The organism is Halobacteriovorax sp. CON-3, from assembly GCF_043196995.1.
In the GTDB taxonomy this organism is placed as follows: domain Bacteria; phylum Bdellovibrionota; class Bacteriovoracia; order Bacteriovoracales; family Bacteriovoracaceae; genus Halobacteriovorax_A.
In genome coordinates this window covers 331,681-352,722 of sequence record NZ_JBEBNA010000002.1, presented here as the reverse complement: position 1 = coordinate 352,722, position 21,042 = coordinate 331,681, and the positions used below count along the sequence as shown (strand labels likewise).

Sequence of the window (21,042 nt, the reverse complement as noted above, 5' to 3'; positions counted from 1 at the left end):
TTACTACTCGTCTATTGTTAAGCTCATATAAAATACTTGCTTATCCATCCCTACTGGAAGTTCAAAAGGAATTGTTACTGTTCTTGGCCCGGTGATGCGATCATTCTTTACACCATCTCCTACAAAAACTTCAGGAGTTGCTCTCTCAACAGTCAGCCCTGTAATCTTATTAATTTCGGCCTTTGCTTGACCAAGCACCATATTTACAAACTCAGCAGCGGAATCAGAAATTTCTGCATTAAGCTCTTTTTCATTCTCAGAGAACATTGTGTTGTAAATTGTTAGAAAACTAGCTTTATTAAAACAAAGAGCAAGTTCCCCATTGATCTTCTCACTACTTATTCCTATTAGCCCTACGATATCAACGGTATCTTTAAATTCGTAATTAGGATGAACCTCACCTGCCAGCAGTGGAATATTTAGTTGTTTTTTGAATACTTCAAGTAAAGCATTCAAGAATGGTTCGATTAACTCCATTAATAGCTCCAATTTCTCAATTAAGTAATTTTAATTGAGAAAAACACTTCGCACAAACAATTGCCCCATTTTGCCGATAAACAGACTATTTTTAATCTAGTTTTTTTATCAGTTTCTAAGTCTCTGTAATGAGTGGCCCAATAATTAATGATTCCAAATAAGTGTTATCTCAAACCAATGATAGTTGGCATTTTTAGCTAAAGGATCGATTGTACAAAAAAGTTAATCATAGTTAAGATAAATAGACACAATTTAGGAACGTAAATATAAATGATGAACATAAAATAGTTTTTTATAAAGGAATCTTGTTATGAAAAAAATTTTAGTTATGGCCATCTTATTTGGCCAATTTGCCCATGCTCAGTTTAAATCGGAAGATGAAGTAACATTCATTGCTTCTGGTGGAAATACTAACAAAAAGACCTATAACTTTGCTTCCCGCAACTCATATAAGTGGGAAACGAATACTCTTATTTTCAATGGGACTTATTCTTACGGTGAATCAGATGATGAAGTTGATGATGAGAATTGGAGTGCCCTACTTCGTTTCGACCATGTCCTTTCAAAGAAAGTTGATATCTTTGCTGCCGACCTATTTGAATCAGATCGATTTAAAGGTTTCTGGGCAAGAAATAATATCGACGTCGGTTTTAAGTATAAGTTTATTGATGAAGATAAATTCAAAATGCTAGCTGAACTTGGTTATCGTTATACGAGAGAAAATTTCGTTCAAAATGAGCCTGATAACCATGAGCAAAAACTGCGTCTATACTACGAAGTGAGTAAAGAACTAAGAAAAGGTGTAACAGCTCGCTACTGGCTCGAATATATTCCAAGTGTACAGCATAGTGAAAACTATATTATTAATATGGAGCCTTCAATTCGTATGCTAATTAATAGCACATTCTCTCTTAAAGCTGGTGTCCTTTGGGAATATGAGAACCAACCAGTTGAAGGAAGAGATCAACACGATTACAAAACAACAATTAGTCTTCTGGCGAATTTTTAGGAGAATAAATGAAAGAATTATTAAACGAAGCCAATGTTGAAAAACTAACGAATATTGCTGCAGATTATGGGATTCAATTTATTAAAGTCATTATTGTCCTAATTATCGGACTTAAAGTTATCAATTTCATTGATAGACTTGTTGATAAAGCACTTCAAAAGAAAGAAGTTGAACTCTCTCTAAGAGGATTCATTACTTCAATTGTAAGTATTGCCCTTAAGATAGGGTTATTTATTACTATCATTGGAATGGTAGGAATTAAGACGACTAGTTTTGTTGCTATGCTTGGTGCCGCCGGTCTGGCATTTGGTATGTCACTTCAAGGAGCTCTTGGGAATCTTGCAGGTGGTGTCCTTATCCTTTTCTTCAAACCATTTAGAGTTGGAAATGTTATTGAAGCACAAGGTTTTATTGGGAAAGTAAAAGAGATTGGTCTTTTTTGCACAATCTTAAATACGGCAGATAATAAGACGGTTGTTCTACCAAATGGTTCTCTTTCATCGGGAAGTATTGTTAACTATTCAGCTGAAAGTATCAGAAGAGTTGATATGATTTTTGGAATTGGCTATGGCGATGATATTAAGAAGGCCAAGGAAGTTCTCATGAGACTTACAAAAGAGCACCCTTTAATTCTTAACGAGCCTGAAACAGTTGTTGCTGTTTCCGCCCTTGCAGATAGCTCTGTTAACTTTGCTGTAAGGCCATGGGTTAAGTCAGCTGATTACTGGCAAGTAATGTTTGATATGCAAGAGAATGTAAAATTAGAATTTGATAAAGAAGGAATTTCAATTCCTTTCCCTCAAAGAGATGTTCATATCTATCAAGAAAAATAAGATCTAATTTCTATAGTCGAAAAGGTTCTTTGCTTACGCTTAGAACCTTTTTTCGATACCAATACCTAAGTAATGTTGAATATCTAAGTTTGGATTAAGAAAAGACTTTCCATATTTTTCATATTCACGAGTATAGTGATCATCTTCAATCCCCATCCCCGCTTTAATATAGACAACTGACTTCTTCGTTGTGTAAACATTTGTCTTGGCCTCAACACCGTAATAGTGGTTCATCTCACCCTCTTGAGTATATTGCCCATCATAATAGAAGCGTGTTTCGACAGCAGGAAATTTCCCATTGCTATCTTGTGGTTCAAACTTAACCTTAAATTCGCCTCCCACTCCAATATAATTCTCATTTCCACTTATATGAGAGAGTTGGCCACCAGTATATAACTGAGAAGTTGTTGAAATAGTTCCTTCATCATTTTTATAGTCATAGATCTTTCCAACCTTAAAAGTGGCCTTAGGTGAGATGACTTGCTCCATATGGCCATAATTCTTATACTGAACTGTACCAGCACCTTTAGACATCTTATGCCAGGCCCTTTGAGTATTCATAGCAAGGCCATTATCATCTAGAATCGTTAGCCCTGCACCAAGTTGGACAAAAGATTTCTTATCATCACCTAATTTTCGGTAAACACTAATATCGATATCGTCTCGATTAATACCTTCTTGATTCCAACTTCCATCATCATTTTGGTAGCAAAATCTTTCGTATAAACGCCCACGTATTTCAACCATTCCACATGATTTTTCAACAAGCTTTGTATAGGCCCTCGAATTATAGCTTAATAGGACTTCACCATTTTCAAATTTTAACTTAGCAGAAAGTTTGGCCCCAAAAGTTAGTCCTCGATCATCCCCTTCAATACCATCACGTTCGTTAAAATTAGTAACACCAAGGGCCATAAGACCACCGTGTAATGGGTTATCGTTAGATGTATTAACTTCAAATTCAGCACCTTCAAGCTCTCCTAGACCAAAGAAGCCTTCTTTTTTTACATCAAGTTTTTCAATTTCGATCTCTGCAGTAAAAGCGACTTTATCATCTCCAATATTTATTCGAGAATCACCGCATCCGTAATTATCTGCTTCATTAATTTTAGCAGCAACAGCTAAACTCTCTTGAAGAATCTCTTCAGGAGCAGGGGCCGAAAGATGGTACGTTTGCTTTACTAATTTTAAGCGCCTTTCAATTTCTCCGTGATCCTCAACAGGAATGCGATTAAATTTTTCAAGAATTAAATCGTTGTAGCGAAATCTAGAATACTCTGAAACCGACTTTCCATCTCGAAAGATAAATTGATCTTTACTTCGATCATAGGTGATTGAAGTCTCTCCATTGCGATAAAGGACTCCTGACTCAGATGCCCCAACAGAAAGCGAGACTCCCATGCATATGAATAAAATAAAATATAGTTTCTCTCTTAATATTCCCACGTCTCACATATCGGTAACTTACACAAATTACCTTAGTAAAAGAGTAAGTTATCCTAAAATTTCATATACTTATCTCCGCTTAATCTGTTATAAATTAGAAGTGAAGAACAAAATCCAAGTCCTATTTGAAGATGATCACTATATTGCGGCCACTAAGCCTAGTGATCTTTTAGTCCACCCTTTTAAAGAAAGAAGCTCTGATCGTAGAAGTCTACTTAGATCTCTCAAGAAGCAAACAGACCTATACCTCTTTCCGATTCACAGGCTTGATAAGCCCGTTTCAGGAGTTGTCCTTTTTGCAAAATCAAAAGAAGCAACAAGACTTATGAAAGAGCAGTGGAATAGTGACAATGTCTCTAAACACTATGTTGCCATGGTTAAGGGGATTGCAGAGAAAGAAGGTGTATACGATTTTCCAATTAAAACGGATAAGGGTATTCAAGACGCTAAGACAGCGTTTAAAAGAATCTCAACGAATGAAGAGTATAGTCTCGTTGATATTGAAATCTTCACAGGCCGACAGCATCAAATAAGAAAGCATTTCTCACGACGAATGCATAATTTAGTTGGTGATACTAAGTATGGACACTCTTCAATTAACAACCTTTTTAGAAAAGATTATAAATTCTATCGCATCTTTCTTCATTCATATAAATTGTGCTTTAAGCACCCTATCACTCAAGAAGATATCGTTATTGAATCTCCTGTGACTGAAGATTGTCTAAAAATTGCAAAGGATCTATTTGCTTTTGATCTCAGCAATATAACCAAGAAGATTGAAGAAAACTGACCACAGATTTGGATCACTTAACTTCTCTTCCTGAATATCTTCCACAGCAGAAAGAATTGTTTCGTGATTTCTTAGGTTAGAGATGAGTTCAAAAATTCCCTCTGAGATGACCTGAATTTGCATCTTCTCTTCTCTCTTATAAAGAATTGTTAACTCATTGCCTTTAATGTCATTAAAGGTCTTACTACTATCCCCTTTTCGCATCTGCCAAAGCTCGGATAACTGAATATCACATGAAAAAAGAGAGAAGGTGTCTCTCAGCTTTAAAGGGGTTTCAAAGACTCCCTCTCCTAGCTCTTGAGGATTAAAGGATTTTAGATTATCTTTTTGATGAAATAAGTGCCAAAACGTTTTTTCAAATTCTGCAAGGTCTTTAATGAAAGAAAACTCTTTTACACGAGAGGCAATGAAATCAGGAAAGTCATCACCGTAATGAAGAAGATTAGTAAACTCTGAAGGCCTAGATTCAACATAAGAAAGTGAGATATCCAGAAAGTCTTCGTCTCCTAAAACAAACCAACAAGTCTCATAATTATCACCAATTACTTCTTGCAAGCGTGCACGATAATCGTTTTGATAAACTTCCAGCACTTGCTCATTTGATAATTCTCCAATGGGAATCATCTCAGTCATAATATCTTTTGAGATATCCTTAGTAAGGACACCCTTTAAAAATTTATTTTGAAACTCATGATGATTCATAATTGAGCTCCTTTAAATATCTCCTTTGCCTTTAAGACTTCAGCTTCTAAGACAGGAAACTCAGGAATGTCTTCATCCCATTCGAGAAGAATTGGAACATCAAATTTATGACAATATTTTTTAAACAATTGCCATACCTCGGCGTGAACAGGATGAGAGTGGGTATCAAAGAGATGCGTTCCAAGGTCAGAGTAGCCGGCCAAATGAATTTGAGAAACGTTCTTAGAGTCAATTATTTCAAAGAACTCACTGGCATCAAAGTTTTGGTTAACTGCATTCACATAGACATTATTAAAGTCTAAAAGAATTTTACAACCACTCTTGTTGGCCAATTCATTTAGAAATTGGGCCTCAGTCATTGTGGAGTTTTTCAGGGTGAAATAAGCAGAGAGGTTCTCAAAGGTCATCTCCCTACCATAGAAATCTTGCACCCTCATGACTTTCTCTGTAATTGAATCGAGATTTTCTTCGGTATACGCAAAAGGCAAAAGATTGTGTAGGTTTGAATGGGCATGCCCTGTCCAACACATATGATCACTTGTCACGAAAGGATCGAAGTTATCATATAACTCTTTTGCCTTTTTCATATAGTCAAAATTTAAGTCTTCGCTAGATGCAATCGATAGAGAAACTCCATGAAACGCTATTGGATAATCGGCCCTAATCTTCTCGAGCATTTTATATGGCCGTCCAAAAGTTCCCATATAATTTTCGAGAAGTGCCTCAAACCACTCAACACCTTCTTGAGATTTTGAGTGCTCATTTTCTAAATATGGAAAATGAGTATGTCTTAATCCAACACCGTATTTTTGCATTTCTTACCTTTTAGCGACTTTTCCGCCTTTAGCTTCACAGTCTTCTTTTGAAAGCTTAATTAGGCCTTTACCTTTACAAGAGTTTTGTCCACCACACTTAAGCTCTGCTTGGCATCCGTTCTTACCGTTACAAGCATCAACCTTACCGTGACATGCCCCTTGACCTTTACAAGAGTTTACTCCGTAACACATTACTTCATTCGCTGAAGTTTCAGGCATCTTAGTTTCTGTTCCCGTACAAGAGATCATTAGACCTGCAACTGCAGCACCCATTAATAGTGATTTTTTAGAATTCATAACATTCTCCTTTAGTATTTCTTTTAAGAAGCTTAAATTCTTCTTACTTTGTTATTCGAACTTATAATTAAAATAGTTACACTCTATTTAATCTTTTTAGTTAATTTAAAAATTAATAAACCTAAAGTTGTAATCACAATAATTGGAAGATAATGAGATACAACTAAGTGTTGAGTTGAGAAAGAGCATCCAAAGTACAGAATGACCAATGGAATCATACCACTTGTTAAAAAGCCTGTCGCAACAGTTGCACTACTAAAGGCAATAAAGCCCTTTTTAAGCATATAGTAATTATGAACAAAGCCAATGATCATCAGAGCACTTAACTCTTGATAGCAATTTGCACGATGCTCATGTGTAAGATCGAGTCCGACTGGGTAAATAATATTAAAAATAATGAGTCCTAGTAAAATTAGAAATGGAATAAAAGCAAGCTTGGCCTTCCTTTCACTAAGAAGTCCAGGAACAGTATTAGCAAAACCAAGATACGAGCCTATACCAAGAGCAACGATGGCAAATAACACTTGAATGATAAATTGTGCATTTAACATATACTTAAATTCAATTGGTGAACTTATTGAAATAGCAATGAAGCTAAGAAGAAATTGTGGCACGGCCCATAGCAACGCACGAATCCCCGGAGAGGCCAATCGTTTTACAGGCCTTAAGTCACTGACCAATGAATTTATTAATTTTTCATTTTCCATTATTAATCCTAACCGCTTTTTTTAGCTTTGCCATTGCGCGAGAAATTCTCGTTCGAGTTGCCGCTTCAGAAATTCCAAGCTCCCTTGAAATCTCCTTGGTCTTATGGCCCTCAAGCTTTGCCATCAAAAGTGGCCTACGTAATTCTTCTGTTAGATACTTCTCAATAAGCATCTCTAATTGCTGTTCTACAGCAAGTCGTTCTATACTGTTATTCGTTGCATTGGCCTCTTTTGTGACGGCCTCATCAAAAATTTCTTCTCTTTCTTCTAATTTCGTGTATTTACGAATGTAATCAATAATTCGACGCTCAATAATACAGTTAATCCAAGGCATTATTGGTCTTTCAGGAGAATATGTTGGGAGTGAATGATGAATACTTATTAATATTTCCTGACATATATCGTCGCGGTGGGATTCGTTAAATACTTTAAAAGAAACAATTCGTTTTATTGTTTGAGATACGGTTTCCAAAAAGGCGTGATATGCCTCTGTATCGCCGCCTTGGGCAAGAATAACTAGTTTCTTTAAATCATTCACAGAGCAATTTTAACATAGTATATTTATTACGAAACTAAATCATGAGGTGTATTTTTGAAAATTTATCATATCGTATGGTCGATGATTGCCGTTCTTTCTTTCCTCTTTATCCTTACTCCTTACTACCGTAAGAAGGAAGAGAAAAAGAACAAACTAGAAAGAGAATATTACTCTCTTCTTAAGAATGAAATGGACAAGGAAGAGCCTTCTAAAGAATTAATAGAAGCGGCCAAGAAAGTTCATACATCTAACTACATCGATACAGATGAGAAGTTAATTGCACAAATTAATAACGATAAACAAATGATGAAAGCAATTTAATAGGAAATTAATATGAACGATGAAAATAATAATGAGAACCTATTAGAAAGACTAGCTAACGACATCGATGATGCAAAGTGGGATCTCTTAAAACCACATCATGAAAGAGAAGCATTATTTATGGTCACTGATGAACTTGAACTTGCTGCTGTTGGCTTTACCATGGCCCGCGATGAGGTTGAGTATATTAAGAAGTGGCTTGCGGATGAGCAAATGTTTCGCCCAACTGACGAGCAAATTGGAACATGGGAAGAAGAGAATACAGAATTCCAATACCTCATTGTTCAACCATATGTTTTAGTTAAGATTAAGAGAGAAGGACTAAACTAATGAAGAGACTCGCTAGACTATCACTGATTACCGCAATTCTTATTACGACAGTATCTTGCTCAAAAGAATTCCTTATTCAAGAGTCTACGAGTCTGGACAACTTCACTTGCCCATCAATCGACAATTGTCTTTCTTCAAAGGAGAAGAAGGCCTCTTCTAGCTATATCATGCCTTTTAAAATGCTTGGGGCCACACCTGAAGAAAATATTGAAAAGATTGCAAGTGTCATCAGAAAGATTGGTGGCTACAGAATTGAAAGAAATAATGTCTACCTAAAGGCAACAAATGAGGAAGTTCAACTTGAGTTTATCTTCAACCAAAAAAGCAAGCAAATTGAAGTACGCTCTCAAGTTTTAAAGCAAAGCTTCTTCTCATATAACCAGGGAAGAAAAGATATTGAGGCCGTTCGCTTTAACTTCTTCCAAGGTAATTTCTAGTCATTTATACCTAGTTAAAGACATTCCTAAGATATGTTAAAATTTCTTCAGTGAAGAGATTTATCCTACCTATATTCTTACTAATATCATCAACTACTTTTGGCGCCGTTGATACTGGTGACGGTAGTGATCTTTCATGTAGCTGGACAGGAGCAATCCCTAGTGGAACCTATAATTGTACAGACCTCACAACAACAGGTGCAATTACAATTACGGGAGCTAATCCCCTCATCATAAAAGTTCAAGGTGACGTTACAATTGATCATTCGATATCAGTCGCAGAAGGTCTTGCTGGAGGCTACGGTGCAGGATTAAGTCCAGCAGCATTTCCAGGATCAGAAGGCTCTAGTGCAACGGATGCGGCCTGTGGTGGCTCAAGCTTTGCCGATATTGGTGGAAGCGGAGGGGCCGGAGGCTCACATGCTACCCTTGGTGGAAATGGTGGCTCAGGTGTTTCTTCAGGACCAGTTGATGGATCAGACACTCTTAGTGCCCCTGGTTCCACGTCTGTAATATATGACTCAGCTTTAAATCTTGAAACACAAATGCTTGGTGGTGCCGGTGGCGGAAACGGTGGCGGTGGCTGCGAGCAAGGTGGTGCAACAGAAGGTGGAGCAACACCTGGTGGAAGTGGTGGTGGAGTTATTCATATCGCCGCAGGTGGAGATATGTATATCAACGCTCCTATTCTGGCCAATGGTGGAGCTGGACAGCCGGGCACAACTTCAGCCTTTGGAGATTCTGGTGGCTCAGGTGGTGGTGCCGGTGGAATTATCTTCTTACAAGCAGTTGGTAATATCGAACTCAATTCAGCTCTCGATGCCTCAGGAGGAAACGGTGGTGCAGCTGGTGGAGTCCTTGGAAGAGCAGGAGGAGACGGAGGCGATGGAATTATTCGTCTTGATGAACTTGACGGAGTCATCACAGGAGTTGGTGGATCTTACTCGCCTAATCCAACCATCGTAACACTTGGGGCAAGTGGCTTTGAAACTCTTCAATCAGGAATTGAGCCAGGGTGTGCGGTTAGAGAAGATATGACACCGAATAATGAAAGTATTCTCGGTGCCATCGTTCTTATGATTTTATTATTTGGAATTAATTTCTTAAATATTAAAAAGAGCAAGGAAGCTTGTTAGAACTGGTGATTCATCATCACCGATAGACTCAGTATTTCCATTACCTAGTTGTCCCTTACTACCATTACCAATACATTTTACAAGGCCCTCATCCGTCGTTAAGAAACAGTGGTGATTTAGCCCACCAGAAACTTGTGAAACACTCTTACCTAGTTCAATTGCAGGAAGGTTTGCAAGATCACCTGTAATCTTAGCTGTCCCTACTTGACCTAACTTACCTGACGATCCATTCCCCCAACACTTGGCCTCTCCACCTTTAGAGATTGCACAAGTTGCTGTATTAGAAGCCACAACAGATGCTACTTCAAAGCCTAAATCAAGTGCTGTGTGATTCTCTAGTGTTTCATTATCACCCATGGCCTCACTAGTTCCATCCCCTAGCTGTCCTTGAGAGTTATGCCCAAAACAGTAAACTGTAGAGTCAGAAAGAAGGGCACAAGTATGAATACCACCGGTTGTAACAGCAATAACTCCCTTAGGGGTTGGAGTAGCTAAACTTGGTGAGTTAATACTATCTGTATTTCCTAAACCAAGTTGTCCGTGAGTTCCACGTCCCCAACACTTAAGAGTTCCACCTGATAAAATTGCACAGGCATGATAACTCATAGATGAAATATCCATTTGAATTGCTTTAGCACCAAGTGCCACAAGATTACCTTCGGCCGGTGTTTCATCATCACCAATAATTTCCGTATCACCTGTTCCAAGTTGGCCGTAATAATTTTGTCCCCAACAACGAACATCACCTGTCGTTAAGAGAGCACAATTATGATAAGTTCCACCATATAGCTTTCTTACAATTCCACCAATTTGAGTATAACCATATTCAGACAGCTGTTCGTCATCTCCAAGCGTATCAGTTGATGCCATCCCTAACTGTCCATAAGTATTATCACCAAAACATTTAACTTTATTAGATTCCGTTAGAATACATGTGTGAAGATTTCCTGCAATAACTTGTAGTGCAAGTTCTCCATCTAAATCAATGGCAGGAATCGAATTAATATCTTCATTATCACCACGATCAACAGTATCTCCCTGACCAAGCTGACCTTTTGAGTTGTCTCCCCAACACTTCACTTCACCATTGGCAATAAGGGCACAAGAGTGAGAACCACCTGCAACGATCTGAATGACTTGCTTTGATACAGAAGGTTTCTCACAGTACTGAACTGCTGCAATTGAGAAAGGCCCACGCTCTTCGTTTAAGGAAACAATATTAAGTTCAGTATCATATGAGTACTCAACTTCCTTTCCATCAACAAAAGTACGAATGGTATTCGTATCAATATTTGCGACCTCTAGATTAAATGAATTAACAGGATCAATACGTGACATGGCAAGTGTACCTAATTTAGATAAACCATCACCATACTCACCTGTTGCCATATCGACAGTGAACCCACCACCGAACTCGACAAACTCTTTATACCCATATCCAATTTCATTTTCTCCACCAAATGGGATAGTACTTAAATTATTATAGATAACTCCACCTGTTACAAGCGGGCGATCAGTATAGCGGGCCTTTAACTTATCAAAGACACTCTTTGGAGTAACAACCTGTGTATCTCCATCAAAACATTCTGTAATACGTGAGCGATCCTCACCACCTTGTGGATCAGGAACAGGTGTTACACCTTCCGGATAGATGGCACAAATATCCTGCTCATCAGCGACAAAGACAACAACGAGGGCCGCATCTTCTCTAAAGAAGCCCTGTTCTTGAATATTGCTATAGTAATCATCTTCAAGCGCACGATTAAGAGATGCAAGACCGGCCTCTCCACCATCTGTACGGTAGTCACCAGCAGGGTTCTCCATCTTAGTTCTTAAGTGTGCTTTAATTTCTTCAATTGTCAGTGAACGATTCGAAAGAATCGTTGGCTCAGTCGACTTTGTATATAACGTCCCAAAACGTGAAGACCCCGAGCCATGGCCAAGCATAACTGCGATATTCACATCAGCTGCTGCAGGAAGAACATCTAAGAAAGCATTAAAGCCTTCTGCAATCTGTGCCCTTTCCGCAATGATTGAAGCAGACGTATCTGGAATAACCAGGATATCGATATTTCTCGTAATATCTTCTTCTTTAGGTGCATACACATCTTGGTAACAAGCGACATCAAGATTTGGAAGCGTTGGTAAATCAGCTCCCGGAACATTAACTAAATCCTCAATCTCATCTTGTGGAACACAAGAAGAGGCAACCAACATAACCCCAACGAGAAAAGCAAGTAGCTTTACCGAATATAAATGTGAATGTGGCCTTCTTTCTCTCTTCAAAATGCCCTCACAAGTTCTAGTTTTAACCTGTCTTAATTATAAAGCGCCCATCGGCATGCCCCGAAAATGGCCTTACTTTTTGTGGTTTTCAATGACTTAGAAGGGAATATCAAGATTACTCGGCCAAAAATCTGGCCCATATACTGGTCAGTCCATAAAATATATTTTCTAGTAATTATATTGGATAAGAAGAGCGATATTAGTAGAGTCGGCTTCAATCTTGGAATTACTTCGCGTCTCTAAGTTAATCCCAACTTCGTAATTACGATTAATCTCATAACTAACTTGAGCGCTAAGGCCTGCATAATTTAAGAAGAAATAATCGAGTGAAAGGCTTAACTTTTCATATTGAAACTTACCAGTAAGTCCGAGGTTAAAATAGAACTGTGCACTTGAAGTAACTTCGCTACCATTATATTCAAGTTCACTACGGTACTCTAGAAGTGAAGTTAGCCCATAATCAAAATTCTGATATTCTTTTAGGACTCGTCCCTTAAAAATTGATTGATTAAAGCCAAGATCGTCAAAGACAACTCCACTTGAATGCTTAAGTTCAACAAGATAGTGATAGCTATCAAGCTTTCCTTTGTGGCCACCATAAAGAGAAATGAAATTCATATCATCAACAACAATTTTCTTTCCATTGTTAATAACTTCATAATTTGTTTTTTCTGGGGCGTAGCCAAAGTACCAGCTCTTTTCTCTCATCGTATTTTTAGAAATCATCACTTTCTCAACCTTTCTAGGTTGAACGACTTCTTTTCGAGCAACATCTACCCTTCTCTTCTTTGAATAGATAATATCTTTTTTCTCGATGGCCTTAACACGCCAGTAAAAGCTGGATTCCAATTTATTTCTAAACGTATATGTTGTCTTCTTTCCAAGAGGTATTTCTTTAACACTTGTAAAGTACTTATCCTTTGAAATTTCAATAAAGAACTTATCACCTCGAACTTGATTAAACTTCATCTCGACTACATCGCCTTCATTAATAGCAAGGCCGTGTCTTGGAGAGATAAGATCAATCCCCTTCGCTCCACCAAATTTCTTTGTAATGATTAAATCTTCTAAAGCAGAGAATGGACTTTCTTGATTCCAAAAATCAATTGCTGAAACTCTCCATTGAAAGTGACCTGTTAAGTAGTCATTCCACTCAAAACGATTAAGCTTCACTTTTTCATCAACAATGATTTTTTCACCATCAAGAATCTGAATACGATATTCTTTAACATCACTAACAGGCTCCCACTTTAGCTCAATATTATCTTGCGCAAATGCCTGATCAATTAATAGATTTAAAATGGCCAGAGGGAGAGATTTTTTTATAACCTGAACTCTCTTTTCCACTTTATCAATACGAGGTGCCTTTGGCGGTGGTGGAGGCACAATAATAATCTTCACAGGAGGAACGAATTTATTCTCTTCATTCTTCACACGCCAGTAATGAATCCCTAGTTCTTTAATAAGAAGCTTTGTATTACTTTCCGAGGTTTCAATTGTTTCTTTAATCGCCTTAAAGTTTCGATCGCGAGAGATCTCAACTACAAATTTGTCACTTCCCTGCTGTTGCCAAGTAAGATCAATTACATCTCCCGGCTTTTTAACGACAATCTTACGGCCCTGTTCAAGAGCACTATTGTCATTATCAAAAGTTACACGATACTTATTCTCTTTTGAGCGTGCGATCACTTCATTATTTAAGACATACTCAAGTGACCAAAGGTACTCTCCACTTTCACTCACAGAAGCTGTAAATGTGTTTCCAGCAACTAATTGTCTTTTACCATTTAAGACGAGATAAGTACTCACTTCACTAAAGAGGTCTTGTGTTTCCCAAGAGAACTTAACAACGCCATCATTATAAAAATAATATTCTTCCCCATTAAATGGTCTTTTTAAAACAATATCCCCAGGCTTTGCGACGGCCTTTATTAAGACAGGCTTAGAAAAAAGTGCATAAGGATGTCGTTTATCCTTATTACGATATGAAACTTCATAGTCTCCGACTTTTTCAAAAGTAAGCCTAAGCTCTCCTTCGTCATAGTCATAATCATCCCATAGCTTTCCGTTAACCATTAACTCAATTTCATCAAATGCCTGAGTATAAATAAGTTTTTCATTATCTACTAAGATCGTATTTTGTGTCTCATCTAGATTTTCAAATTCAGGTACGACTTCATAGACAACCTCAAAAGACTTCTCTGTTGAAACATTATTTTCATCATTTACCTGCCAATAGAAAATTCCCTCAGATAAGTTTTCAACGCTAACCTCAAGGCCATTAACTTCATGGGCCTCTCCATTTTCAAAGGCCGAGCGAGACTTCGATACAAATAACTTCCCTACTTTTTCATTGAAGTTAAATTTAATTGAATTCTTCTCATTCACGTAAAAGACATCACCATCGAGCGGTAAAAACTCACTTGGCCAGCTTTGCTTAATAGTATAACTTTCGTCTGTAAGAAGAACTCTTACACCCTTTTCAATTGTTTCTTCGCGGTCACCAAGCTTAACACTTGCCTTCCCATCCAGAACTGAAAGTTCCTTGTTACCATTTGAGTTTGAAATCTTAATCTTTGAATCATTCGAAGTGATCTCATATATCTGATCACCTACTTTTACGACAAAGGCTTCATTGGCATTATTAAGAGTTGCAAAGATAACACCTTGCTCGATATTAAGATTAATCCCATCCGTTTCTTGAGTGATTTTGAAGAGACTTTCTTCAGACACTTTGATGCGATTGCCAGAACTAAACTCTAACTGTGCTGTAGAGTTCTTATCAGTGAAAATTCGATCGTTATGAAAGAGGGCCTCGTTTGAACCTAGGTCATGCCAAGAGAAGTTATCAAAACTTCTTCTTCTCACATCATTTTGTAACTCGAAGACCTGACCTAAAGTAATTCGCTCCCCACCCATGATTGGTGGAATATATGATGTATTGAAAACTTGGTTGCCAGCAAAGGCCGCAACACAAAGGCACATCAAGATTAGAAATGTATCAACTAATGAATTTAGTCGCCCCAAAATTGTTCCTGGTACTCTTTTCTCATTCTTGCGCATGACGCAAATCGTTAATATCATTGTATCTAAATTATCAATAGACTTCTACATAGGTAAATAATGGGCAAGAGACCGACATTTCCGATCAAGCTTAAATTAATATCGCTAAACACAGCGCTACTAATTATCGTTATCGCTTTTCTAACGAAATATGCCACTCACCTCTTTGAAAAAGATAAGAAGGCTTACCTCTACGAGAACTCGCTATTTAATGTCACAAGTGTTGCTAAGGAGATGAACTACACTCTTAATAAAATAGAGAATGATCTTCAGAATTTAGCTCTTATAAAAAATAATAAACTAAGAGCAAAGGCGGTTGCAGAAAGTAAGTATATCCTCGCCTTTATTGAAAAGAACCAATTCATCATTAATAAAGATTTTGAAAAGAATGAAAATGACTTTAAATTAGCGATTCCAAAAGATACGAGGGATAATTCACTTAGCTCTTTCAAATACAAGGAAGACCTTTTTGTCATTCTCACTAAAAAGATAAACAAAGGCCTAACTTCAATCGTTATTAAGGCCAATATCTTAAATAACCTTCTCTCACAAAATCGAACGTATAATACGCTTGTCTTTAAGGACGGTAATCTCGTTCTTGGTAATGACCTCATTGGCCTTCATAATTATGATAAGAATGAGCTTAAAGGTAATAATATCGTAAAGAAGCTTACTTTTAATGATGATGACTATTTGGTTTCTCTGGCCCAAACAAAGGCCTTCGCTCTTTCTATTGTCTCGACGATCTCTGAATCAGACGCCCTATCGGTAACGAAGTTTCTAGTCCAAAGAGCAATCTTCTTTGCAATCTTTATTATTGCCCTATCGACAATCATCATTGTCTTACTATCAAAAACAATTTCCAAACCAATTGAGAAGCTCTACCAAAGGGCCATCAGCATTGGTCAAGGAGACTTTGAGTCGACAGTTGAAATCAAGACAAGAGATGAGCTTGGAACTCTTGGCGATTCTTTTAATCAAATGAGTCGTGAAATTCTTGAATATATTGAAGAGATGAAAGAAAAGGCACGCCTAGATGAAGAAGTAAAAGTTGCAAAGATGGTGCAAGAAGAATTCTTTCCATCAAATGATATTGATACTCCTAATGTTAGACTTAGCTCTTACGCGGCACCAGCTTCAGAGTGTGGTGGTGACTGGTGGGGACACTACGAATTTAATGAATACATCATTACTATTATCGCGGATGCTACAGGTCACGGCCTACCTGCGGCGCTCCTAACTTCGGCGATAAACTCGGCCTTTAATAGTATTAAAATAAGACTGTCAGAGGATGAGACACAAATCTCTCCTGCACGAATTACTTCACATTTAAATAAGGTTATTAACCTTTCAAATAACAAGATTCTTCTTACGGCCTTTGTTTCCGTCTACAACACAAAAACAAAGGAATACTCATATACCAATGCTAGTCACCTTGAAGTACTTAAGGTCCCAAAGAAATCTGAAATCTCAAAAGCAGATATACTTCCCCTACTTGAAGCAAAGGGGCCAAGATTAGGTGAAAGCTCGGACTCTAAATATGAGTACGAAACCATTATTCTCGAGCAAGGTGACCTGCTTGTGTATATGACAGATGGAATCACTGAAGCTGAAAACAGTGATGGTAAACAGTGGGGACTTAGAAAACTACTAAAGATCTTAATGACATATGGGGCCCACACGGGTACAGAGATTCGTGATACAATAGTTTCTATTGTACACAATCACAGAGGAAGTGATTCATTTGACGATGATCTCACTCTCATCTGCCAGGAAATAAAGTGATGTTCTTATGGGTATAGAATTTAAGATTGAGAATTCAAAATTTAAAGAGGTTGAAGCATTAAATTTTCAAGCTCCAAATTTAAATCTTAAAATTAGTGATGAGCTTTCAGGTTCATGCGATATCTTCTTAAGTCGCTACGACACGCTCGTAAATCTAAAGTACCTAAAGGATAATAGAACCAATCATCTGATTGGAACCTCCCCTTGCCTTCAGGATGAAATTAAAAATATCATTTCGTACCTAACAAAACAAAGGCCAAATAATCTCGAAAGTAGAATTAACTCAAAGAAAACAAATAAGATATCGATCAACCTCGAAAATGAATTTGATCAAAAATGTAATATTCTTTTAAACGGCATTGACCTAAAAGATTACCACGAAAGCTTTGAGAATAAATTAAAATTGATTACAAATGAATTTTACACAAATGATATTTTTCATCGAGTAAGCAACCAAAAACATGGAGAAATTGAAATTTCTCAGGATGAAAACAAAACGATAGTGCACTACAAGAGTTATACTAGTGTGGCCAAATCTTCAATCATTGGTTCTCTCTATCGTGCAGCCGTAGAGAAGACCCCAAGGCAAGAAGGAAGAGGTGCAGGACTGGGTCTATACTTAATATTCCAAAACTGTGATCGACTTCATATTGTCGCAAATGAAGATAGCACTAGTTTCTACCTCTATATCGAAAAGAATAAAAGGTATAAAGAAATTAGTAAGAGAATACCATCGATAAGTTTTTATAATTTAAAGGATTAAAATATGAGTAACTTAAAGGTCGAGATAAAGACTGAAAATGATGTAACAATTTTAAATTTAACAGGAAGAATTGATGAGGACGCGGATCTAACTCCTATCCTTGGAGTTAAGGATCAAGACCTTCATATTAATTTCAACGCTGTTGAAATGATTAATTCTTGTGGGATTAGAGAATGGATTAATATGCTTGGAGAATTAACTGGTGCAATCACCTACTCTCATTGTCCTCAGACTGTCATTGAACAAATTAATATGGTCCACGGCTTTATTAAACCAGGAATAAAAGTAGAAAGCTTCTACGCTCCCTACTATGAAGAATCTTCTGATGATGTAAAGATGATACTAATTAAAACTAGTGATGTCGTTGATAACAAAGCACCAGTCATGAAAAATGATGATGGTGAAGAACTAGAATTTGATGCTATTGAAGCGCAGTACTTTCAATTCATTAAACAAATGAAATAACCAAAGAAGTAACTGATGGCTAAATACGAATTATACGACTCTATTTTTGAACCAATCTGTGTCATTAATAATGATAATGAGATTATCTACTACAATCACTTCTTTGCTTCTTTCTTCAAGAAGTCACCAAGGGTGTTAAAGAAGTCACCTCAGCTTAGTTCCCTATTTACAGGTTTTGATATTGAACATTTTCTCGAAGATATTCATGATGTTAAGGTCGGGCCTGAAGTCGAGATATTTCTCGATGATCAGACATTTTACCATGTCGTCATCAAAGTTATTGAAAGTGAAAATAATGAAAAGGTAGTTTGTTTCAACGATATCAGTATCGAAAAGAATCTCTACACAAAGTATCGCTTTCAAATTGAAGAACTTAAACAAATCCATAATCAAATTATTCAAGCGGACAAGCTCAGCACTATTGGTGAAATCACGGCAACGATTTCACATGAAATTTCAAACCCCTTAACAATTGCTTCGGGAAATATTGAACTAATCAGTGTCCTCTTATCTGGAGAAGAATTAAAGGAACAAGGAATCATTAATGAAAGCATTAATGATACTCGTGACTCTATTGATCGTATTACAAAAATTGTAAAAGGCCTAAAGAGCTTCCTTCACAATAAAGATAGTGAAAAGAAATTTATGTCACTAGAGGAGATTATTGAAAAGTCTTTAACTCTTTTAAAGCTACCGATTGAGCAAAATCAAATAGAGCTAGACTTCTCCCCTTCGACCTCTTCGATTGTTAAAGTAAACCCAATTGAGATTGAGCAAGTTATCATTAACTTAATAACAAATGCGATTCATGCACTAACTGAAGCACAGACGAGTTCACCAAAAATTGAAGTCACAATCTCTAGCAACGATGTTTGCTATCTCTTAACGATTAAAGATAATGGGCCAGGTATTCCAAAAGAAAATCAAGGCAAGATCTTTGATTCTTTCTTTACGACAAAAGAGGTAGGAGAAGGTACAGGTCTTGGGCTTTCAATTTCTTCAAAGATCATTGATTCTTATTCTGGTTCACTCGAATTATTAGACTCAAAATCAGGATGTGAATTTCAAATCACTCTCCCAAAAATGGAGACGACAACATTCACAGATAGTGAGTTAAGTACAAATCATGAATTTAAGAAAGTTCTTGTGATCGATAATGAACCAAAGATTCTCAATCTCTTTACTAATTTCTTTGCTCAAGGGCCAATTACTCTAATCTTTGCATCAAATGCTGTTGAAGCGAAAAGAATCTTAGATGGGACTGATGTTGATGCTATTATTACAGATTATGATATGCCCAAAGTAAATGGTGTTGAGTTTGCAAAGGATATCATCGATCTTGATATTCAAGTCCCTACATATATTATGTCTGGGGTAGCCGATCGTGCAAAGATAGAGAGCAACAAAGAAGTTAAAGGCTTTATTGAAAAACCATTTAATAAAGAAGATATTTTAAATATGCTTGGTATAAAAAATGAGGAGCAGGACTAATGGCGATGTCCCCTTCTAAAAATTCACTCGCGCCTAGAAAGCCTTCTATACTCATCGTTGATGATGAAGAAAAGATTTGTTTTTTAATAAAAACCTTTCTTGAGCAGACAGGTGCTTTTCGAAATATTGTCACGGCCGACACTGTAAGTGTTGCACTTCTGAAGTTGAGAAATGAAGAGTTTGATCTTGTTATTATTGATTACAAACTGCCTGATAAAGATGGTACCTACTTCATCGATATCGCTAGTAAGTCAATGAAGTATCAAAAAATGAAATACCTTCTTATTTCAGGGTTCTTAGATAACCGATCAATGGTGAGTGTCATCAACTCAGGTGTAACGAATGTTCTTGTTAAGCCTTTCTCTAGAGATGATCTTGTGGACAAGGTCTTTAATCTTTTAAAGCTTAGCAAATAACTTCGACGTCGTTTAAATACTCATCTTTTGTAATTAAGTACGACTTATAGTGATTACTATACTGCTCCACTTCCTGTGGTGTTAACTTTCTTTTTACAACAGCAGGAGTCCCGATAATGAAGCTCTCAGGAGGATAGACCTTTCCTGGAGGGACTACACTTCCGGCCGCCACTATCGAGTTCTTACCAATGACTGCACCATCTAAGACAGTGGCACCCATTCCAATAAGACAACCTTCTTCCACAGTACAAGCATGCAGAGTCACGCTGTGACCAACACTAACATTCTCTTTAATGATTAGAGGAATATTGTCTTCTACATGAAGCATCGTCAAATCTTGTATATTGCAATTGTCTCCGATATGAATTTCATTCACATCCCCACGGGCCACAACTTGAAACCATAGAGAAACATTCTTTCCTAAGAAGACCTTACCAATAACATCGGCCGAGTCTGCGATAAAACACCCTTCAGCAATAGTTGGTTCAATATTTTTGTAACGATATAAAGTCATTTATCTCCACCCAATTACTTCGTAGCCTTTTTCAGCAAGACAACGATTTACAAAACGCTGCTTAATTTGATCTTCACTAAGCCCTGCGGAAGCAGCTCCACTTGCACCACCAATAGCGGCGCCCTGAGCAGCACCTTTTCCAGCATTGCCACCAAAGACAGCACTTGCAACAGCACCAACAATAGCACCCCATGCAGCACCTTTTCCACCTTCACGCACCATTTGTCTTCCACGATCACTCTCTAAAAATTCATCGGCCTTGGCCATACAAATCTCAATATCGCGATCGGCCTGTACCTTTCCATACTTTTGATAAGCTGAGTTTGGATAAAGTTTCGGCTTCGATGCACAAGCTGTAATCGTTAAAAGAAGTAAAAGTGAAAAGATCTTCATAGTTTCTCCCAAAAAAAAAGCCGCTTAG

23 protein-coding genes are annotated in these 21,042 nt (G+C 37.3%); 12 read left to right on the top strand and 11 right to left on the bottom strand.

All coding sequences use genetic code 11. The features are described from left to right. Positions 1-3: 3 nt before the first annotated feature. On the bottom strand, positions 4-477 hold the full coding sequence (locus tag ABMA72_RS12360; protein WP_392858671.1) for a chemotaxis protein CheX: 474 nt from the start codon (positions 475-477) through the stop codon (positions 4-6). Between the two features lie 310 nt (positions 478-787). Between ABMA72_RS12360 and ABMA72_RS12355 the strand changes: the two genes are divergently transcribed. Both ABMA72_RS12355 and ABMA72_RS12350 read left to right on the top strand, forming a co-directional pair. Further along, positions 788-1,486, top strand: coding sequence for a YdiY family protein (locus tag ABMA72_RS12355; protein ID WP_393057300.1), 699 nt, complete (start codon positions 788-790; stop codon positions 1,484-1,486). Positions 1,487-1,494: 8 nt separating this feature from the next. Further along, positions 1,495-2,319, top strand: coding sequence for a mechanosensitive ion channel family protein (locus ABMA72_RS12350; RefSeq protein WP_392912363.1), 825 nt, complete (start codon positions 1,495-1,497; stop codon positions 2,317-2,319). A 39-nt stretch (positions 2,320-2,358) separates the two neighbouring features. Here ABMA72_RS12350 and ABMA72_RS12345 read toward each other — a convergent pair whose 3' ends face one another. Beyond that, the gene (locus ABMA72_RS12345) at positions 2,359-3,720 is read right to left on the bottom strand and encodes a hypothetical protein (RefSeq protein WP_392858666.1); all 1,362 of its coding nucleotides are present in this window, start codon (positions 3,718-3,720) and stop codon (positions 2,359-2,361) included. 145 nt (positions 3,721-3,865) lie between these two features. Between ABMA72_RS12345 and ABMA72_RS12340 the strand changes: the two genes are divergently transcribed. Then, entirely contained in the window at positions 3,866-4,555 is a 690-nt protein-coding gene (locus ABMA72_RS12340; RefSeq protein WP_392858664.1) for an RluA family pseudouridine synthase, read from the top strand. Here the strand turns inward: ABMA72_RS12340 and ABMA72_RS12335 are convergent. From ABMA72_RS12335 to ABMA72_RS12315, 5 genes are all read right to left on the bottom strand, one after another. Further along, positions 4,505-5,257, bottom strand: coding sequence for a DNA-binding domain-containing protein (locus tag ABMA72_RS12335; RefSeq protein WP_393057298.1), 753 nt, complete (start codon positions 5,255-5,257; stop codon positions 4,505-4,507). The genes ABMA72_RS12340 and ABMA72_RS12335 overlap by 51 nt on opposite strands. Beyond that, a complete protein-coding gene (locus tag ABMA72_RS12330; RefSeq protein WP_393057296.1) occupies positions 5,254-6,072 on the bottom strand; it encodes a DUF692 domain-containing protein in 819 nt (272 codons plus the stop codon). Before ABMA72_RS12330 ends, ABMA72_RS12335 begins: the two co-directional genes overlap by 4 nt. Positions 6,073-6,075: 3 nt before the next feature. Beyond that, on the bottom strand, positions 6,076-6,369 hold the full coding sequence (locus ABMA72_RS12325; RefSeq protein ID WP_392858657.1) for a hypothetical protein: 294 nt from the start codon (positions 6,367-6,369) through the stop codon (positions 6,076-6,078). Positions 6,370-6,452: 83 nt separating this feature from the next. Beyond that, positions 6,453-7,076 (bottom strand): NrsF family protein, encoded by a 624-nt coding sequence (locus tag ABMA72_RS12320; protein WP_392858656.1) that lies wholly within the window; start codon positions 7,074-7,076, stop codon positions 6,453-6,455. Then, positions 7,066-7,614 (bottom strand): RNA polymerase sigma factor, encoded by a 549-nt coding sequence (locus ABMA72_RS12315; RefSeq protein WP_393057294.1) that lies wholly within the window; start codon positions 7,612-7,614, stop codon positions 7,066-7,068. Before ABMA72_RS12315 ends, ABMA72_RS12320 begins: the two co-directional genes overlap by 11 nt. Before the next feature lie 54 nt (positions 7,615-7,668). On the opposite strand from ABMA72_RS12315, the gene ABMA72_RS12310 reads away from it, so the two are divergent. The 4 genes from ABMA72_RS12310 to ABMA72_RS12295 are packed head-to-tail and all read left to right on the top strand — an operon-like array spanning position 7,669 to position 9,838. Beyond that, complete coding sequence (locus tag ABMA72_RS12310) at positions 7,669-7,935, top strand: hypothetical protein (RefSeq protein WP_393057292.1); 267 nt, start codon at positions 7,669-7,671, stop codon at positions 7,933-7,935. Between the two features lie 12 nt (positions 7,936-7,947). Further along, a complete protein-coding gene (locus tag ABMA72_RS12305) occupies positions 7,948-8,265 on the top strand; it encodes a DUF2288 family protein (RefSeq protein ID WP_393057290.1) in 318 nt (105 codons plus the stop codon). After that, positions 8,265-8,702, top strand: coding sequence for a DUF1499 domain-containing protein (locus ABMA72_RS12300; protein WP_393057289.1), 438 nt, complete (start codon positions 8,265-8,267; stop codon positions 8,700-8,702). Before ABMA72_RS12305 ends, ABMA72_RS12300 begins: the two co-directional genes overlap by 1 nt. Before the next feature lie 50 nt (positions 8,703-8,752). Then, positions 8,753-9,838, top strand: coding sequence for a hypothetical protein (locus ABMA72_RS12295; RefSeq protein ID WP_393057287.1), 1,086 nt, complete (start codon positions 8,753-8,755; stop codon positions 9,836-9,838). Here ABMA72_RS12295 and ABMA72_RS12290 read toward each other — a convergent pair. Together ABMA72_RS12290 and ABMA72_RS12285 are read right to left on the bottom strand one after the other, a co-directional pair. Next, positions 9,806-12,124: an RCC1 domain-containing protein gene (locus tag ABMA72_RS12290; RefSeq protein WP_393057285.1), complete on the bottom strand. Its 2,319-nt coding sequence runs from the start codon at positions 12,122-12,124 to the stop codon at positions 9,806-9,808. The two genes, ABMA72_RS12295 and ABMA72_RS12290, sit on opposite strands and share 33 nt — an antisense overlap. A 168-nt stretch (positions 12,125-12,292) precedes the next feature. Further along, entirely contained in the window at positions 12,293-15,187 is a 2,895-nt protein-coding gene (locus tag ABMA72_RS12285) for a FecR domain-containing protein (RefSeq protein ID WP_393057283.1), read from the bottom strand. Positions 15,188-15,247: 60 nt separating this feature from the next. Here ABMA72_RS12285 and ABMA72_RS12280 point away from each other — a divergent pair, with 60 nt between their 5' ends. Genes ABMA72_RS12280 through ABMA72_RS12260 form a run of 5 tightly spaced genes read left to right on the top strand, consistent with a single transcriptional unit; the run spans position 15,248 to position 20,107 of the window. After that, entirely contained in the window at positions 15,248-16,972 is a 1,725-nt protein-coding gene (locus ABMA72_RS12280; RefSeq protein ID WP_392858638.1) for a SpoIIE family protein phosphatase, read from the top strand. A gap of 7 nt (positions 16,973-16,979) precedes the next feature. Continuing rightward, positions 16,980-17,735, top strand: a complete 756-nt coding sequence (locus ABMA72_RS12275) for a hypothetical protein (RefSeq protein ID WP_393057281.1) — start codon at positions 16,980-16,982, stop codon at positions 17,733-17,735. A 3-nt stretch (positions 17,736-17,738) separates the two neighbouring features. Then, the gene (locus ABMA72_RS12270; RefSeq protein ID WP_392858634.1) at positions 17,739-18,200 is read left to right on the top strand and encodes a hypothetical protein; all 462 of its coding nucleotides are present in this window, start codon (positions 17,739-17,741) and stop codon (positions 18,198-18,200) included. A 15-nt stretch (positions 18,201-18,215) separates the two neighbouring features. Continuing rightward, complete coding sequence (locus ABMA72_RS12265) at positions 18,216-19,691, top strand: ATP-binding protein (protein ID WP_393057280.1); 1,476 nt, start codon at positions 18,216-18,218, stop codon at positions 19,689-19,691. Continuing rightward, complete coding sequence (locus ABMA72_RS12260) at positions 19,691-20,107, top strand: response regulator (RefSeq protein WP_392858630.1); 417 nt, start codon at positions 19,691-19,693, stop codon at positions 20,105-20,107. The genes ABMA72_RS12265 and ABMA72_RS12260 overlap by 1 nt, the downstream gene beginning before the upstream one ends. On the opposite strand, the gene ABMA72_RS12255 is transcribed toward ABMA72_RS12260, so the two are convergent. Together ABMA72_RS12255 and ABMA72_RS12250 are read right to left on the bottom strand one after the other, a co-directional pair. Further along, on the bottom strand, positions 20,097-20,621 hold the full coding sequence (locus tag ABMA72_RS12255) for a gamma carbonic anhydrase family protein (protein WP_392858627.1): 525 nt from the start codon (positions 20,619-20,621) through the stop codon (positions 20,097-20,099). The genes ABMA72_RS12260 and ABMA72_RS12255 overlap by 11 nt on opposite strands. Continuing rightward, positions 20,622-21,014 (bottom strand): cell envelope biogenesis protein OmpA, encoded by a 393-nt coding sequence (locus tag ABMA72_RS12250; protein ID WP_392858625.1) that lies wholly within the window; start codon positions 21,012-21,014, stop codon positions 20,622-20,624. Positions 21,015-21,042: the final 28 nt, after the last annotated feature.

Excerpts from the sequence above, each read along its gene's own strand:
- ABMA72_RS12360 (WP_392858671.1), bottom strand. The coding sequence starts at position 477 with ATGGAGTTAATCGAACCATTCTTGAATGCTTTACTTGAAGTATTCAAA.
- ABMA72_RS12355 (WP_393057300.1), top strand. The coding sequence starts at position 788 with ATGAAAAAAATTTTAGTTATGGCCATCTTATTTGGCCAATTTGCCCAT.
- ABMA72_RS12350 (WP_392912363.1), top strand. The coding sequence starts at position 1,495 with ATGAAAGAATTATTAAACGAAGCCAATGTTGAAAAACTAACGAATATT.
- ABMA72_RS12345 (WP_392858666.1), bottom strand. The coding sequence starts at position 3,720 with ATGGGAGTCTCGCTTTCTGTTGGGGCATCTGAGTCAGGAGTCCTTTAT.
- ABMA72_RS12335 (WP_393057298.1), bottom strand. The coding sequence starts at position 5,257 with ATGAATCATCATGAGTTTCAAAATAAATTTTTAAAGGGTGTCCTTACT.
- ABMA72_RS12330 (WP_393057296.1), bottom strand. The coding sequence starts at position 6,072 with ATGCAAAAATACGGTGTTGGATTAAGACATACTCATTTTCCATATTTA.
- ABMA72_RS12325 (WP_392858657.1), bottom strand. The coding sequence starts at position 6,369 with ATGAATTCTAAAAAATCACTATTAATGGGTGCTGCAGTTGCAGGTCTA.
- ABMA72_RS12320 (WP_392858656.1), bottom strand. The coding sequence starts at position 7,076 with ATGGAAAATGAAAAATTAATAAATTCATTGGTCAGTGACTTAAGGCCT.
- ABMA72_RS12305 (WP_393057290.1), top strand. The coding sequence starts at position 7,948 with ATGAACGATGAAAATAATAATGAGAACCTATTAGAAAGACTAGCTAAC.
- ABMA72_RS12300 (WP_393057289.1), top strand. The coding sequence starts at position 8,265 with ATGAAGAGACTCGCTAGACTATCACTGATTACCGCAATTCTTATTACG.
- ABMA72_RS12285 (WP_393057283.1), bottom strand. The coding sequence starts at position 15,187 with ATGCGCAAGAATGAGAAAAGAGTACCAGGAACAATTTTGGGGCGACTA.
- ABMA72_RS12280 (WP_392858638.1), top strand. The coding sequence starts at position 15,248 with ATGGGCAAGAGACCGACATTTCCGATCAAGCTTAAATTAATATCGCTA.
- ABMA72_RS12275 (WP_393057281.1), top strand. The coding sequence starts at position 16,980 with ATGGGTATAGAATTTAAGATTGAGAATTCAAAATTTAAAGAGGTTGAA.
- ABMA72_RS12270 (WP_392858634.1), top strand. The coding sequence starts at position 17,739 with ATGAGTAACTTAAAGGTCGAGATAAAGACTGAAAATGATGTAACAATT.
- ABMA72_RS12265 (WP_393057280.1), top strand. The coding sequence starts at position 18,216 with ATGGCTAAATACGAATTATACGACTCTATTTTTGAACCAATCTGTGTC.
- ABMA72_RS12260 (WP_392858630.1), top strand. The coding sequence starts at position 19,691 with ATGGCGATGTCCCCTTCTAAAAATTCACTCGCGCCTAGAAAGCCTTCT.
- ABMA72_RS12255 (WP_392858627.1), bottom strand. The coding sequence starts at position 20,621 with ATGACTTTATATCGTTACAAAAATATTGAACCAACTATTGCTGAAGGG.
- ABMA72_RS12250 (WP_392858625.1), bottom strand. The coding sequence starts at position 21,014 with ATGAAGATCTTTTCACTTTTACTTCTTTTAACGATTACAGCTTGTGCA.